We start from the raw sequence: 14210 nt of genomic DNA, 5'->3' as shown, positions 1-14210 counted from the left end.
ATGAACAAACTCTATTTTTCGCTATTGACTTTTTGGATAAGCTTCGCAGCTTTGGGGCAAACGGGCTATCATATCAAAGGCAATGTCAAAGGCATCAAACCAGAAGCGTTTACCTTGGCGCATTATTTTGGTGCAAGCCAATACATCACCAAAGATACTGCGCAAGCAGATGCCAATGGCAACTTGGTCTTTGAAGGGACTCAAGCACTCCCCGGAGGGCTTTATATGATTCTCTCGCCTTCCAAAAAACGGGTAATGGATCTCATCATTGGTGCGGAGCAACACTTCAGTTTTAGTACCGATACGGCCAATGTCATCGGACATATGCAAGTAAAAGGTTCTCCTGACAGCGAATTATATTATAAATATCAACAGCACGTATCAGGATACACTTCTGAAATAAACCTACTACAGAGACAGTTACAATTCAGACAGGACCTCATGACGACGACCAAAATCAACAACCTTCGGCGTCAATTGATGGAGTATTACAAACAATTTACCCAAGAAAATAGCAACAGTCTTACGGGAAAAATAATGCGGGCAGGTGCCGAAGTAGAATTACCTACTCCTCCCAAACGCCCCGATGGCAAGCCCGATTCGGCCTGGTTGTTTCATTATTATAAAGCTCATTTTTGGGATAATTTTGATTTTTCGGAGGAGCGGTTAGTTCGTACTCCTATACTTCAGCGCAAAATTGACCGCTACATGCAAGAGCTTACTTTACAACAAACCGACTCGCTCATTCAGTCAGCCGACTTTATCATCGAAAAGGCCCTCAAGGCTGGTAATAAAGAAATGCAAGCTTATTGTATTTGGTACCTGACCAATCAGGCCGAAAACCCCACTATCATTGGCGGAGATGCGGTTTTTGTGCATTTAGCCGACAAATATTACCTCGGTGGACTCATGCCTATTACGGATCCCACTACCGTCGAAAACATCCGAGAAAAAGTAAACACGATAAAGCCTGTATTAGTCGGCAAAACAATGCCTGCTCTCTCCCTTACCGATACTGCTGGAAAAGCTATTTCACTCAATGATTTAAAAAGCAAATACGTCATTTTGTTTTTCTATGACCCTGATTGCGGTCATTGCCGACAATCCACTCCAGCCCTAAAAGCTTTGCAGGAAAAATATAAAACTACCTTAGATTTACAAGTCTTTGCGGCATCGGTGGCACGAGCTCCCGAACAATGGAAAAAATACATCCGTGATTTTGGGGTACAAAGTTGGGTACACGGCTATGACTATAGCTTCCGAATCAACTTCCGCAAAGATTATGACGTCAACAATACTCCGATGATTTATGTATTGGACAAAAACAAAAAAATTATCGCTCGCCGTATTCCAGTAGAGCAATTAGAAGGCTTTTTGGATTATCATGAACAGACCCTTTCTGCCAAATAACAATGTTCAATCCTAAAACATTGTCATTTTGAGGATGTGAGTGCAAAACAGGCAGCATCTAAGAAGTGTCAAAGGTTTGTGGTCAAATAGATGCCCCTAAAAACCTCAGCTTATAATAAAAAGACCTTCTGTTTATGTCTGAGAGTCTGTACCTACTCAAATGTAAACAAAAGGTCTTTTAAGAATTAGCTAAATTCAGAATGACTCGTCTTTAATAGTTTTTATAATAATCTCGAATCTTATTTGTCAATCGATCATAGATAGGTTTACTAAATTCGATGAATAGTTGCTGAGGAGGAGGAGGATTAAGTTCTCGGACATTACAGATACGTTTTTGGTCAGCTGTAAGAGCCCTCTCATCACCATTAAAATTACCCCATTCACAAAACCAATTAAAATCTCCCCTAAACTTCTCTTGCGTCACTACTGTCTTGCTATTAAAATTCATGATTTGCATGTCCAACAGTCCTGACGAAAGTACCGATTTACGGGTACGGGTCAATTTGGCCGTTACTTTGTTGTAAACAGGGATTTTTTTTCCGCCCACGGTAGTTTCTCCCACTTTTACCGAATCTTTGCTTGTTACTACTTCAGTATTCGATTGTACAAGGGTTTGGCCTACCACAAAATCATCAAATTCTAACTTAATCACATGATCAGGTTTGAGTTTGATACTAGACGCCTCTTGAGGGGCATAAAACCGTACAAATTTATTGAGACGTTGGTTTGTGTTTAAAAATTCATTTATCTTATTCTGAAAAAACTCATTACTAAGCTGATACATTCGTGAGGTAACCAACACCTGTTCTACCACCACCTTAAACGAAGCATAGTCATAAGATTCCTCCAACAGCTGCTGCACATTCCTAAATCCTCCTACTAAACTATTACAAACCTCAAAGTGATTGTAAGCATCGCGGGCCATTTGTCGATTAGTTTTATTGCTCATGGCCTTCATTCCTGCTTCGTAGCGGTCGGCGGCAGCTTGGTCGCGGGCAGCCCGTTCTTCATTAGAGAAGTTTCGTACCGTGACCAATCGCTCACATGCAGGACATCTCCGCAAGGCATCATACATTTTGTTGAGGCGGTCGTAGGCATTTACAACAGGTTTCCAATGAAAAGGCTCAGAAGAATTTTGATATTTGGCGACATCATCAAGATTTTGCTGAATAGCCAAAGGATAAGCTTGTTTAAGTATATCAGCAGATGAAGAGCTATTGGGGCTGTCTCTAAGTTTTTCGGCAGCTCTAAAGACAGACTCCTCATAGTCTCCTCGTTTAAAAGCTTTCTTGGCCGACTTACACCCAATAAAAGTAAAGATTAAAACATAAGCAATCAGAACAAACGGATGTTTCATAAAAAATGAGTAAAATTTCAGTGTAATATGATACAATAATAAAACTATTGGTAGACATCCTAGTTTTATTAATCACAGAATCAATATTCTCTTATTTAAAGGTAAATACAAACTCTTTTTATTTCCTGCCTATTTTCTCATTATCTCATTTTGTTGCGCTTCACTAAGTAAGCAGATAAAATCTGATCATAGCCTTTGGCTACATCAGCTTCAATAAAATCAATTTTATACTGACCACACTTGAGGCGTAGCTCTTGATAATACTTCTTGACGGCTTCTTGGTACTGTCTTTTGACTTGTCCGGGCTGAATCTTTACCCGTTCGCCCGATTCCAAATCAATAAATTCATAGGGACGATCATCAAAAGCAAACTCTTCTTCGGTACGGCGGTCGGTCACATGAAACAAAAGTACTTCGTGGAGATTATGTCTTAAATGTTGCATCGCCGAAAAGATTTTGTCAGCTTGATTGACATCTTCAAACATATCACTAAAAATAACTACCAATGAGCGCTTATGGATTTTTTCGGCAATTTCGTGCAGTACGTCAGCTACGGTGGTTTTACGTGGCGTTTTAGGTTTTTGAAGCACTTGTTCTAGCTCCAAAAATATTTTGTGCACATGCGATGGGGTAGATTTGACAGGGGTTTGCACCTCCACTCCTTCCGAAAAAGTAGTGAGACTGACGGCATCTTTTTGCCTCTGCAACAAATTGGCAATCCCCGCCGCAGCCATCACGCTGAAGGTGATTTTATCGTGATTGGGCTCTGGATAATACATCGAAGAGGAGGTATCCACTAGCAAATGACACCGCAAGTTGGTTTCTTCTTCGTAGCGTTTTACAAAAAGGCGATCGCTTTTGGCAAATACCTTCCAATCAATGTGCCGGGTAGTTTCGCCAGTATTGTACAGGCGATGCTCTGCAAACTCTACCGAAAACCCATGAAAAGGGGATTTGTGAAGCCCCGTAATAAAACCCTCGACAAGCTGTCGAGCCAAAAACTCTAAATTTCCGTATTGTCTTACGCTTGCGATGTCTAAATTACGGGTGCTCATGATGAGATGTTAAGGTTGAAAGGTGCAATACTAAGTCGTTTTTTGATTAACGATTTAGTTGGAGGATTATTAATGCGAAAACACCTTTTCTATAATATCGCCCGTATCAGTGATGATTTCGTTTTTGCCTAACAAAACCATGCCTTCCATACCCACTACCCTCAATTTAATGTTGGCGATTCCAGACCTGAGGATACCGATATGTTCGGCAGCGGCACGGGTCAAATCAATCAGCCTTGTATGATGATAAGGCCCTCGATCGTTGACTCGTACTATCACCGAGCGATTGTTTGATAGATTTGTAACTTCTATCATGGTATTGAAAGGAAGCGACCGATGTGCAGCTGTTAATTCTTTATGATTAAATTTTTCGCCGCAGGAGGTCTTGCGTCCATTAAACATTTGGGCATAAAAAGATGCTGTTCCTTGCTCTTCTTTACCCAATAATTGTGCCGAAGCTGGATTATTTCCCAAAAACGACAACAATAAAAGTACGTAAAATGTAGTCGAATACATAGGTTTTTTCGGGTTTAATTCTACAATTAATGGTCTTCCCACTGAGCTTTTCCCTCGAAGCCTACTCAAAAAAATGCAACCCCTTTTTGGAATTGGGGCTGAAAATTAAGCAAAAAAGTTATACAATCTATGTTTTTTACAAATTTGCTTTTAAAGGCGTAAAAGTAATAACGTAAAAACCCATAACTTTATTTTAAGAAAATTTTGATAGCAAGCAACAAAACCCGTACTTTAGCGTTTGGATACACCTAAAACCTTATAAGGATAGTGGAAGATAAAGACAGAGAAAAAATCTACTCTAAGCGCGTAAAAGCCGGCAAAAGAACCTACTTTTTTGATGTGCGTTCGACACGTTCTAATGATTACTACCTAACCATCACAGAGAGTCGTCGTTTTCCTCAAGGAGACGGATTTGCTTACGAAAAGCATAAGATGTTTCTTTATAAAGAGGATTTTGACAAGTTTGTAGATGCTCTCCAAGAAACTGTAGATCACATCAAATCAGAGTTGATGCCTCATGTTGACTTTTCTCAGTATGCCGTTCGCGAAGAAGAAGATTACACTGGGAGCGATTTGAAGTGGGAATAATCCCTAGGTTATTAAATTATATATCTTGCCTCTAGTTCTTACTAGAGGCCTTTCGATTTTGTAGCTATCTCTAAAAATCGTAATTTCGCGGGCGTTTTGATGAAGCAATACTCAACCTTGCTTCATCAAAATCATCCATAACTCTTTTGAGGTATCTGTATAAACCTCAAATTCCAAACTATTAAATCCAGAAATGTCTCTTCAATGTGGTATTGTGGGATTGCCCAACGTCGGCAAATCCACCCTTTTTAGTGCTTTATCTAGTGCCAAAGCCGAGGCCGCCAATTACCCCTTTTGCACCATCGAACCCAACGTAGGCGTAGTAGAGGTGCCCGACGAACGCTTACAGGTACTAGAGGGCTTAGTAAAACCTCAAAAACTGGTTCCTACTATCGTCGAAATCGTAGATATCGCAGGGCTGGTGAGAGGTGCCAGCAAAGGTCAAGGACTAGGTAATCAATTTTTAGCGAATATTCGTGAGGTAGATGCTATTATACATGTAGTACGCTGCTTCTCGGACGACAACATCGTTCACGTCGAAGGACGTGTCAATCCTGTAAGTGACAAAGAAATCATCGATTTGGAACTTCAATTGAAAGATTTAGAATCTATCGAAAAGAAGTTTAGCCGTGTCGAAAAAGCAGCACGAGTAGGCGATGCCAAAGCCAAAGTCGAATTAGATATTCTGAATCGGGTCAAGAGCGCCTTACTACAGGGCAAAAGTGTAAGAGCTGTAGGACTCTCGGAAGAAGAAAAAGCTACCATCGCCGACCTCCAACTACTCACTATAAAACCGGTGATTTATGTGGCCAATGTCGACGAAAATTCTATCCTCACCGGAAATGAGTACGTAGAGCAGCTCAAAGCTGCCATAGCCGAAGAAAGTGCCCAAGTAATCGTATTGTGTGCGGCGATAGAATCTCAAATTGCCGAAATGGAAGACCCCGACGAAAGATCCTTGTTTTTGGGGGAATATGGTTTGAGTGAGTCTGGCCTCAACAAACTCATTAAAGCTTCTTACGCCATTCTCAATTTGATTACTTACTTCACGGCGGGTGTCAAAGAAGTACGTGCTTGGACAATCCAACGTGGCTGGAAAGCCCCACAAGCGGCGGGGGTCATTCACACCGATTTTGAAAGAGGATTTATTCGGGCAGAAGTGATTAAGCTCACCGACTATGCTCAGTACAAAACAGAAGCGGGTTGTCGTGAAGCAGGGAAGATTTCGGTAGAAGGAAAAGAATACGTAGTCCAAGACGGGGATATCATGCACTTCCGTTTCAACGTCTAAATCTACTAAGATTAATATTTACAATAAAGGCTCAAAAATTTAGATTTTTGAGCCTTTATTGCGTTTACCACTGGGCCATTTCGTCGGGTTGTTTTTTGCCAAACAAAGCTCGGAATGTTCCAGCCATGTGAATGACATGGTCGACACGATTTTTGGCTTGACTCAATAAATGAATGCTATAGCCTTGTTCAATCATTTTACTGAAAGAATTGGAGAGCATATACATTTCTTCGATATTCACCGAAAAATCGTTGACTACATATTTCTGAAATCCTCTATCATTTTGATTAGAGAAATATAGCACAAGGCAGAAATTTTGACCCTCAAAATACGATATAACCCGGTCGGTATCAAACTGACGAGGCATTTCATCATGGTCTATTAACCCATCTACTATGGCCACCTCCTCGTTGGTCATATAAAGATGGGGTGTGAGAAATATAGTTGGTTGATAGTTCATTTTTTCTAGTGTTCTGATTTTGGAATACTTAGCATTTATACTTAAAACGCTAAAATTTTAACAATAATTGCAATCTAAAATCAAAATTCATAATTTTTTTTATAAAAAATTTAACTATTCGAAGCAGTTCAATAGTTTGCATTTAAAGTAAGTTTAAGCAAAAAGCCCTTCAATAACAAATAATTGGTCTCGTCAGCATAGTGTTTAATCTTTATCCACCAAAAAATCATTCCACTTCCTCATTTTTAGAACTAATTATCGTATAAAAACAATTTTAGTATGAAATAAAAAGTGGGTAGCCTCAACCAAGAAGCTACCCACTTTTTGCAAAATATATCTAATCTTAGCGTGAGATTTCTAATACCTCAAACTCCATAATTCCCGCCGGAACTTGGATTTGGGCGGCATCTCCTACTTTTTTTCCGAGCAAACCTTTTCCGATAGGAGACCCTACCGAAATCTTTCCTTGTTTAAGGTCGGCTTCTTCTTCTGCTACCAACATATAAGACATTACCGCATTATTTTTGCGGTTTTTGATTTTTACTTTTGAAAGAATCGACACTTGCGATAGGTCTATTGATGTCTCATCTAGTACTCGTGCATTTCCCAAAATCTCCTCTAATTTCGCAATTTTTGCCTCATGCAACCCTTGGGCTTCTTTGGCCGCATCATATTCAGCATTTTCGCTTAAATCACCTTTATCGCGAGCTTCAGCTATTGCCCTTGCTATCTCCTGACGTCCTCGCGTTTTTAAGTCTTGCAACTCAGCCTTAAGCTTGTTCAGACCTTCTTCGGTGTAGTACTGTATCTTAGCCATTTTGCTTTCTTATACGTTAATTGTTAATGGTTTTATGTAATAGTAGCAATATTTTCTTCACTTTAGGGCAAAAAAAAAGAACGGTGAAATGACCGCTCTACCAAAGTGATTGTAGAATCTGTCACTTCTTCCTTAAGACCGAAAAGTATTCTGTGTGTCGGTTCATGGTCGAAATTTGAAAGACAAAAATAGCAATATTTGCAATCGAAATCAATACTCGTAACGGTTACGTCCAAAAAAACATCCCGATAATCTAATAAACATGACAAAACTCAGAATTATTTTCATGGGGACTCCCGAATTTGCTGTCGAGAGCTTGCAAAAACTTATTGAAAAGGGCTACCATGTAGTAGCAGTAGTGACTGCTCCCGACAAACCCGCTGGACGTGGCCTCCAACTCACTCCCTCACCTGTCAAGGCTTATGCCCTTTCACAAGGGATTCCAATACTCCAACCCGAACGCCTAAAAAACCCTCAATTTTTGGAGGAACTAAAAAGTTATAAAGCTGACTTGCAGGTAGTAGTGGCATTCAGAATGCTACCTGAGGTAGTGTGGAATATGCCCACCAAAGGCACTTTCAATTTGCATGCATCACTTCTCCCACAATACCGAGGGGCCGCCCCTATCAATTGGGCTATTATCAATGGTGAAACTCAAACTGGTGTTACTACTTTTTTTCTTGAACATGAGATTGACACTGGCAAAATCATTTTCCAAGAAATTGAGCCTATTCATCCTGACGACAATGTGGGGACGCTCTACGAGCGACTCATGCGCAAAGGCGGGGAGTTGGTAGTACGCACCGTGCAAGCCATCGAAGAGGGAGATTATCCCCAAATTCCCCAACCTCACTCAGAGGTTATTAAAAATGCACCTAAAATATTTAAAGAAACCTGCGAAATCAACTGGAACCAACCTACTGAAGCTATCCGCAATTTTATCAGAGGGCTGTCGCCTTATCCAGCGGCATGGACTTACCTCAATGGTAAAACTTGCAAGATTTTTCGAGCTACTGTGGCTGAGATATCTACAGAGCCTTCTGAACTCCCGTGGAAAACCGACCACAAGACTTTTCTTCATTTCAAAACCTCCGACGGCTGGCTAGCCATTGAAGATTTACAACTTGAGGGTAAAAAAAGAATGGGTATTGAGGAGTTTTTACGCGGTGCCAAGCTCCCTTCTAGTCACTAACTCTAAGTATATTTACCCTCAATTATGCAGTTTCCATTTTTTCATTATCACCTATGATACGTCACCGATTAGCAATTAGTCTGATTTTTTTGGTGTGTGGTTATATTTATACCAATTGGAGCACCCGCCTGCCGCATATCCAAGCTCAATTTGACCTTTCCAATAGCACCCTAGGCCTTGTACTGTTATGTGTCGCTATTGGGTCTTTGACTTCTATGCCCCTGACAGGATGGCTCGTGGCTCAACGAGGTAGTAAATTTTCGACTACACTCTCGGCATTATTGTTTTGTGGAACATTGTTTCTATTTCCCTTAGCCCAAAATACTTGGCAACTCAGTATTTTCTTTTATATCGTTGGTTTTTTTACGGGAGCATTAGATGTAGCTATGAATGCTCAAGCAGTGGCTTTAGAACAACGTGCCACTCAACCTATGATGTCGTCGTTTCATGCTATTTTTAGCATTGGGATGATGTTAGGAGCCCTTACAAGCTCATTCTTTGTACAATACGACATTTATTCGCATTTTTTTATTGTCTCTGGTGCCTGTCTAATACTCACTATAGCGTGTATTCCTTATTTAGTCAAAGATGCTGCTGAGCCTACGGATGAAGGTTTTAAACTCGTATGGCCCGGCAAGGCACTCCTATTGATGGGAATTATTGCTTTTTGTGCCATGCTGGGCGAAGGAGCCATGGCCGATTGGAGTACAAACTACCTCAAAAACGTCATCAATACTACCGACGCTTTAGCTCCTTTAGGCTTGTCGTCCTTCTCAGCAGCCATGACACTCGGTAGGTTTGGCGGAGATAAAGTACGCACTTGGTTAGGCGATCGAAAACTCATTTTTTTCAATTCCCTCCTTGCTACCTTAGGACTCATAGTAGCCTTAGCATTTTCGTCCGTTTGGGGGGTTATTGTAGGGCTTTTTGCGGTGGGATTAGGGCTTTCGACTATCATCCCAGTAGTATATAGTCAAGCAGGTCATCACCCTTCTCTTCCCAATGGAGTAGGACTAGCGATGGTTACTACATTAGGTTATTTTGGATTTTTGTTTGGCCCGCCTGTTATTGGTTTTTTAGCAGATTGGCAAGGATTGCGGTTTGCGCTTTTTTTTGTGGTAGGGTTGTTTAGCGTGATGCTACTACTGAGCCGAAAAATCACCTAGTATTCACTAAAGTTTTGATAAATAGAATCCATAATTCTGACAAAGTGGGCGTAGTCTTCTTCATTGAGGCTGCCCCAGCCTTGTCGGCGGATTTCTTTTACTACTGGCAATACCGTCTCAAAAGTTTTAACTCCTTCTGGCTGAAGGTAAATATTAAACTTACGCCTGTCTTCTTCCGACATGCGGCGCTCAACAAGGCCTTTTTTAACCAGTAAATCCAAAATACGAGTTACAGTAGGTGCATCTTTGGTAGTAAGCTCTGCGAGTGTATTCTGACTAATACCCTGATTGCGAGCCACATGGTCAATAAGCACCCATTGATCTACCGTTAAGTCAAAGCCAGATTCATTGAAACGCTTTTGTAAAACGTTTCGGATTTTCTTGATAGTAGTATCAATCTTAAAAAAATATGCCCGAGAGTCGGAAGGATGTGTCATTGGTTTAGTAAATATGTGGGTCGCTGTATGGCAAGCTTTAGCCTGCTAATAATTGTTTTACAAAATAACGTAGGATTTTTAAAAGCAACAAAACCTATTGCCAAAATCCCCATCGCAAAATGAAATTTTGTTTTGGTTGTTTTTTTCGAAAAAAAACCAAACCCACCGCTAGTAGGTCGATAGTGACCGTAACCGAAGGATGAGCTTTGATGTATTCCCAAGCCGCTTCCATTTCGGTAGACCAGTGAATATCATCAAAAACAAACAGACTATTTTCGTGTGCTTTGGTGAGGCAGGTTTCAAAGTATTTTATTGTAGGCTCATAGCGGTGGTTGGCATCAAAAAATGCGAAATCTATTTTAGAACAACCCTCCACCTGTGATCTAAGTGATAAATCAAGATTTCCAGTAATGGTCCTAATATCCGTGGCTATATCATGATTCATGGCCCGATAAGTCTCTTGTGCTCGCTGAAAATTTTGTTCTGCTACTTTTGCCGTTTCGGGGCAGCCTTCAAATGTAGTAATCTGAGCATCAGTATTAGCGGCTGCCATGTAAAGCGTAGTTAACCCTAACGACGTACCTAAATCAAAAATGTGCTGGTAGTTAAATTGCTTTATTAGTCGATAAAACAAGCGTCCTAATTTGGCCGATTTTTTGGAGTTTTGGGCGATATCTCTTACCTCCCTAATAGGCGAAACATTGACTTTAGACCCAGCCCCATAATCAGTAATACGAAGCTGCTGTCGGCTTTGAAGCATCTGCTGCCGAATCGACTCAATCACTTCAAACTCGGCATTAATTGGATCTTTTTTGATAGTATTCAGATACAAATCGAACACAAAAGGAGAATGCAAACCGTGCTCGTTTTGGGCACTCAGAAAATAGCGGAAGGCAGACCTAATAAGCAAAATGGAAGATCAATAACAAATGAATAAGAAAGGATTTTAGTTGAGACGGTAAGGCGTAATCATCATAAACTCAGGAATAGTGACTCTAAACTGCTTACCATCCATCACTCGCTCCATGAGATAGGTTCCTGCCATTTTTCCTATGCTAGTTCGAAGATTACAACCCGATACGTACTCATGCACCTCGCCTGGTTCCAGAATTGGCTGCTGACCTACAACCCCTTCTCCTTCTACTTCCCTCATAGTGCCATTGGAATCATGAATAAACCAATGCCGCCGCAACAACTGAATCGTGTGCTCGCTGTGGTTTTCGATGGTGATACGGTAAGTGAATACAAAATGGGCCTGCATCGGGCTCGAATATTCGGGCTGATATTGCGTTAATACGCTTACTCTTACGCCTTCTGTAATCGCTGATGTCATGTTTTCTAAGGCTTTTCCTAACTTTACAACCAAAATTAGGTTGTATAAGTTAAAAAAACCAATACTTTTCGCAAAAAATAGAAAAAATGGACGTTAAAATTGAAACTTCTTGGAAAGCCCTGCTACAAACCGAATTTGAACAGCCTTATTTTGCTGAACTTATCGATTTTGTCAAACAACAATATAAGACTCAGCAGGTTTACCCTCCCGGGAAGCTTATCTTCAATGCCTTTGACAAGTGTCCTTTTGATAAAGTAAAAGTGGTAATACTAGGCCAAGATCCCTATCATGGACGCGGTCAAGCCAATGGCTTGTGTTTTTCGGTAAACGATGGTATCCCGATGCCGCCGTCGCTTATCAATATTTTTAAAGAAATTCAGAATGACCTTGAAAAACCTTTTCCTAAAACTGGTAATCTTGAACGCTGGGCCGAACAAGGAGTGCTTTTATTGAACGCAACCCTTACTGTGAGAGAAGCAAGTCCCGGCTCACACCAAGGCCACGGCTGGGAGCGATTTACGGATGCGGTCATTCAACGATTAAATGACAAAAAAGAAGGTTTGGTCTTTTTGTTGTGGGGAAAATATGCCCAAGACAAAGGCCGCATCATAGATCCCAAAAAGCACTTTGTTTTAAAATCAAAGCACCCCTCCCCTATGTCGGCCAATGCTGGAGGTTGGTTTGGTAACAAACACTTTAGTCAAACCAACAATTATCTAAGAAGCAAAGGCTTAAGCGAAATTGAATGGTAAAAACCTGGAGAAATAAGAAGCATTACTGACCATTTCGTTCTCTGGTTTGTTGGTTCACTAGCTTTTGGTATTCTCTTTCGGCCAGATTCAAATCGCTTGGTTTAATATAGGCCCAGTAGTATTGAGTCAGTATTCCTATGCCCCAAAAAGCCAAAACCCAGATTGGCCAAAAATAACTATGAGAACCACTAGTGAGATACCAAATCACAATCAAAATAGCATTTGTAAACAAATAAGACACCAAATCACGCTGAAAATGCGCTCGACGGCGGGCTATTTTCCACAGTTTTTCGTCCCGAGAGTCCATATTTGTGCCTAGGTTTATTGTTTGTTAAGTAATTTCTGATATTCTCGCTCTATCATCTCTTTTTCGTTGAGAGCGTAAGTACTGAGGTAGTGAGACACTAGCCCGATTCCCCACCCCAACGAGCTCCAAATAGGCCAAGGATATGAGCTTTGGCCTCTCATGTATACGCCTACGGCCCAGAGTGTCCAGAGCCCTGTATTGACTAACAGATAAATGAGTAAATGCGTCTTGAAAGCGGCTCTTTTTTTGGCCATTTTCCAAAGCTGGGGATCGCGTGGTGTTTCCATGTGAGTAAGATAGTTTAGGGTTTTGTTGTGATTCAATTAAGGAGGCTGTTGTTTGATGATTCAAAAATAAAATGCGGCTGGGGGATGCCCAACCGCATTTTGATAGAGTTCGTTTTTTGATAGATGAATCCCCCAAATCGGAGAGTCAACTTTATCTACTTAATGGTGAAGTTGCTTGAACCAATCCGGAATCCTTCTGCATATACTTCTACGCTATATTTGCCAGGACGGAAGCGTTGAGCATTGTCATAAGTCATTTCTACGGTCTGGTTGGTGTTTTGATAAGCTACCCGATCTTTGGTAGTAAACACCATTTCTTGTCCTTTCCATGAGAATTTACCAGAGCCCATGGCTTCATCCGAAATAACAGCTCCTTCTGGATCAAGAACTCTAACAATGATTTCTTTTTCTTCAGGTACAGTGAGTGGATTTGGGGGAAGCGTAAACTGCAATTTGATTTTATCTACTCTTTTCGAACGATAAGAATCACTGTTTTTCACTTTGCCTTTAGGAGTCACGGCCAAAACCTTAATGTTTTCAGCTTTTAGAGCAGCTCCAATGGCCACTTTTTCACTCAATTCACGGTTACGACTATTATAAGTCGTTACGGAATCGGTTAAAGCAAGTTTTTCTTGCGACAATGTCTCTTTCTCAGTTTTTAGGGTAGTATTCTCGCTGGTCAAAGTTTGATTTGAAGTAGCCAACATCGTGTTTTCTTCTCTTAGCTTGGCAATTTCTACGTCTTTATCAGCCAAAAACTGCTCATATTCTTTAATTTTTGTGTTGTATTTGGCGATTTCAAACTTATTACTTTTGCGCAAAGAGGCTTTGTCTGCTTCAAGTTTGGCTTTCATCTTAGTCAACTCTTCGATGTTACCGCCTAGTTGCTGAACTTCTGCAATTTTAGCGTCTAGAGAACGTGAGACAGAATCTAATCTGGTTTGTGTAAAAGCAAGTTCTTTTGCTTTTTCCAAAATGACTACCTCTTTGCTCTCAGCTAGCTCTTTCTTATCGAAATACATAAAGCCAAAAGCCCCCGCGGCCAACGTCATAATAACCAATCCTACCCAAGCGAATGTGCCCTTGTTTTGCTGGTTGCTTTCCATAATTGTAATTGTTTGATTAGTGAAACATGAGTTAAATAGAAAGTAAAGCAATGAGTCATGTATAAATTATCAATTAGGATGGTTCTGCCATTATTCAAAAAAAGTTATTCCACCGTGATTTTGGAGTGAGTCAGCA

General features: G+C 40.7%; 17 protein-coding genes. 6 read left to right on the top strand and 11 right to left on the bottom strand.

What is annotated here, in order from left to right:
• On the top strand, positions 1-1410 hold the full coding sequence (locus P1X15_RS18535) for a TlpA family protein disulfide reductase (RefSeq protein WP_277339624.1): 1410 nt from the start codon (positions 1-3) through the stop codon (positions 1408-1410).
• 211 nt (positions 1411-1621) lie between these two features.
• Here P1X15_RS18535 and P1X15_RS18530 read toward each other — a convergent pair whose 3' ends face one another.
• From P1X15_RS18530 to P1X15_RS18520, 3 genes are all read right to left on the bottom strand, one after another.
• Positions 1622-2767 carry a hypothetical protein gene (locus tag P1X15_RS18530; protein WP_277339623.1) on the bottom strand — a complete coding sequence of 382 codons (1146 nt, stop codon included), beginning with the start codon at positions 2765-2767 and terminating at the stop codon, positions 1622-1624.
• A gap of 140 nt (positions 2768-2907) precedes the next feature.
• Positions 2908-3822: a DUF58 domain-containing protein gene (locus P1X15_RS18525; RefSeq protein ID WP_277339622.1), complete on the bottom strand. Its 915-nt coding sequence runs from the start codon at positions 3820-3822 to the stop codon at positions 2908-2910.
• A 69-nt stretch (positions 3823-3891) separates the two neighbouring features.
• Positions 3892-4338: a septal ring lytic transglycosylase RlpA family protein gene (locus P1X15_RS18520; RefSeq protein ID WP_028665838.1), complete on the bottom strand. Its 447-nt coding sequence runs from the start codon at positions 4336-4338 to the stop codon at positions 3892-3894.
• A 267-nt stretch (positions 4339-4605) separates the two neighbouring features.
• Between P1X15_RS18520 and P1X15_RS18515 the strand changes: the two genes are divergently transcribed.
• Positions 4606-4926: a DUF3276 family protein gene (locus P1X15_RS18515; RefSeq protein WP_028665839.1), complete on the top strand. Its 321-nt coding sequence runs from the start codon at positions 4606-4608 to the stop codon at positions 4924-4926.
• A gap of 193 nt (positions 4927-5119) precedes the next feature.
• Entirely contained in the window at positions 5120-6217 is a 1098-nt protein-coding gene (gene ychF / locus P1X15_RS18510; protein WP_277339621.1) for a redox-regulated ATPase YchF, read from the top strand.
• A 64-nt stretch (positions 6218-6281) separates the two neighbouring features.
• On the opposite strand, the gene P1X15_RS18505 is transcribed toward ychF, so the two are convergent.
• Both P1X15_RS18505 and greA read right to left on the bottom strand, forming a co-directional pair.
• The gene (locus P1X15_RS18505) at positions 6282-6635 is read right to left on the bottom strand and encodes a hypothetical protein (RefSeq protein WP_277339620.1); all 354 of its coding nucleotides are present in this window, start codon (positions 6633-6635) and stop codon (positions 6282-6284) included.
• Between the two features lie 385 nt (positions 6636-7020).
• Complete coding sequence (greA, locus tag P1X15_RS18500) at positions 7021-7494, bottom strand: transcription elongation factor GreA (RefSeq protein ID WP_277339619.1); 474 nt, start codon at positions 7492-7494, stop codon at positions 7021-7023.
• Between the two features lie 286 nt (positions 7495-7780).
• On the opposite strand from greA, the gene fmt reads away from it, so the two are divergent.
• On the top strand, positions 7781-8686 hold the full coding sequence (fmt, locus tag P1X15_RS18495; protein WP_409049694.1) for a methionyl-tRNA formyltransferase: 906 nt from the start codon (positions 7781-7783) through the stop codon (positions 8684-8686).
• 53 nt (positions 8687-8739) lie between these two features.
• Positions 8740-9852 (top strand): MFS transporter, encoded by a 1113-nt coding sequence (locus tag P1X15_RS18490; RefSeq protein ID WP_277339617.1) that lies wholly within the window; start codon positions 8740-8742, stop codon positions 9850-9852.
• Here the strand turns inward: P1X15_RS18490 and P1X15_RS18485 are convergent.
• From P1X15_RS18485 to apaG, 3 genes are all read right to left on the bottom strand, one after another.
• Positions 9849-10289 (bottom strand): MarR family winged helix-turn-helix transcriptional regulator, encoded by a 441-nt coding sequence (locus tag P1X15_RS18485; RefSeq protein WP_277339616.1) that lies wholly within the window; start codon positions 10287-10289, stop codon positions 9849-9851. The genes P1X15_RS18490 and P1X15_RS18485 overlap by 4 nt on opposite strands.
• A 94-nt stretch (positions 10290-10383) precedes the next feature.
• Positions 10384-11145, bottom strand: a complete 762-nt coding sequence (locus P1X15_RS18480; protein WP_277339615.1) for an O-methyltransferase — start codon at positions 11143-11145, stop codon at positions 10384-10386.
• A 90-nt stretch (positions 11146-11235) separates the two neighbouring features.
• On the bottom strand, positions 11236-11622 hold the full coding sequence (gene apaG, locus P1X15_RS18475) for a Co2+/Mg2+ efflux protein ApaG (protein WP_028665846.1): 387 nt from the start codon (positions 11620-11622) through the stop codon (positions 11236-11238).
• An 86-nt stretch (positions 11623-11708) separates the two neighbouring features.
• Between apaG and ung the strand changes: the two genes are divergently transcribed.
• Positions 11709-12374, top strand: coding sequence for a uracil-DNA glycosylase (ung, locus tag P1X15_RS18470; protein ID WP_277339614.1), 666 nt, complete (start codon positions 11709-11711; stop codon positions 12372-12374).
• Between the two features lie 22 nt (positions 12375-12396).
• On the opposite strand, the gene P1X15_RS18465 is transcribed toward ung, so the two are convergent.
• The 3 genes from P1X15_RS18465 to P1X15_RS18455 form a co-directional block, all read right to left on the bottom strand.
• Positions 12397-12681 carry a 2TM domain-containing protein gene (locus P1X15_RS18465; RefSeq protein ID WP_277339613.1) on the bottom strand — a complete coding sequence of 95 codons (285 nt, stop codon included), beginning with the start codon at positions 12679-12681 and terminating at the stop codon, positions 12397-12399.
• A 14-nt stretch (positions 12682-12695) separates the two neighbouring features.
• The gene (locus P1X15_RS18460) at positions 12696-12968 is read right to left on the bottom strand and encodes a 2TM domain-containing protein (protein WP_277339612.1); all 273 of its coding nucleotides are present in this window, start codon (positions 12966-12968) and stop codon (positions 12696-12698) included.
• 155 nt (positions 12969-13123) lie between these two features.
• On the bottom strand, positions 13124-14074 hold the full coding sequence (locus P1X15_RS18455; RefSeq protein WP_277339611.1) for a hypothetical protein: 951 nt from the start codon (positions 14072-14074) through the stop codon (positions 13124-13126).
• Between the last annotated feature and the right edge of the window lie 136 nt (positions 14075-14210).

The organism is Runella sp. MFBS21 (genome assembly GCF_029433105.1).
GTDB lineage: Bacteria > Bacteroidota > Bacteroidia > Cytophagales > Spirosomataceae > Runella.
The sequence above is the reverse complement of the archived record's forward strand: the minus strand, read 5'-3'. Positions and strand labels throughout refer to the sequence as shown.

Bases quoted from the DNA above. Each gene is read 5' to 3' on its own strand.
- P1X15_RS18520 (WP_028665838.1), bottom strand. From the start codon at position 4,338: ATGTATTCGACTACATTTTACGTACTTTTATTGTTGTCGTTTTTGGGA.
- P1X15_RS18530 (WP_277339623.1), bottom strand. From the start codon at position 2,767: ATGAAACATCCGTTTGTTCTGATTGCTTATGTTTTAATCTTTACTTTT.
- P1X15_RS18535 (WP_277339624.1), top strand. From the start codon at position 1: ATGAACAAACTCTATTTTTCGCTATTGACTTTTTGGATAAGCTTCGCA.
- ung (WP_277339614.1), top strand. From the start codon at position 11,709: ATGGACGTTAAAATTGAAACTTCTTGGAAAGCCCTGCTACAAACCGAA.
- P1X15_RS18525 (WP_277339622.1), bottom strand. From the start codon at position 3,822: ATGAGCACCCGTAATTTAGACATCGCAAGCGTAAGACAATACGGAAAT.
- P1X15_RS18455 (WP_277339611.1), bottom strand. From the start codon at position 14,074: ATGGAAAGCAACCAGCAAAACAAGGGCACATTCGCTTGGGTAGGATTG.
- P1X15_RS18465 (WP_277339613.1), bottom strand. From the start codon at position 12,681: ATGGACTCTCGGGACGAAAAACTGTGGAAAATAGCCCGCCGTCGAGCG.
- P1X15_RS18460 (WP_277339612.1), bottom strand. From the start codon at position 12,968: ATGGAAACACCACGCGATCCCCAGCTTTGGAAAATGGCCAAAAAAAGA.
- ychF (WP_277339621.1), top strand. From the start codon at position 5,120: ATGTCTCTTCAATGTGGTATTGTGGGATTGCCCAACGTCGGCAAATCC.
- P1X15_RS18485 (WP_277339616.1), bottom strand. From the start codon at position 10,289: ATGACACATCCTTCCGACTCTCGGGCATATTTTTTTAAGATTGATACT.
- P1X15_RS18490 (WP_277339617.1), top strand. From the start codon at position 8,740: ATGATACGTCACCGATTAGCAATTAGTCTGATTTTTTTGGTGTGTGGT.
- P1X15_RS18505 (WP_277339620.1), bottom strand. From the start codon at position 6,635: ATGACCAACGAGGAGGTGGCCATAGTAGATGGGTTAATAGACCATGAT.
- apaG (WP_028665846.1), bottom strand. From the start codon at position 11,622: ATGACATCAGCGATTACAGAAGGCGTAAGAGTAAGCGTATTAACGCAA.
- greA (WP_277339619.1), bottom strand. From the start codon at position 7,494: ATGGCTAAGATACAGTACTACACCGAAGAAGGTCTGAACAAGCTTAAG.
- fmt (WP_409049694.1), top strand. From the start codon at position 7,781: ATGGGGACTCCCGAATTTGCTGTCGAGAGCTTGCAAAAACTTATTGAA.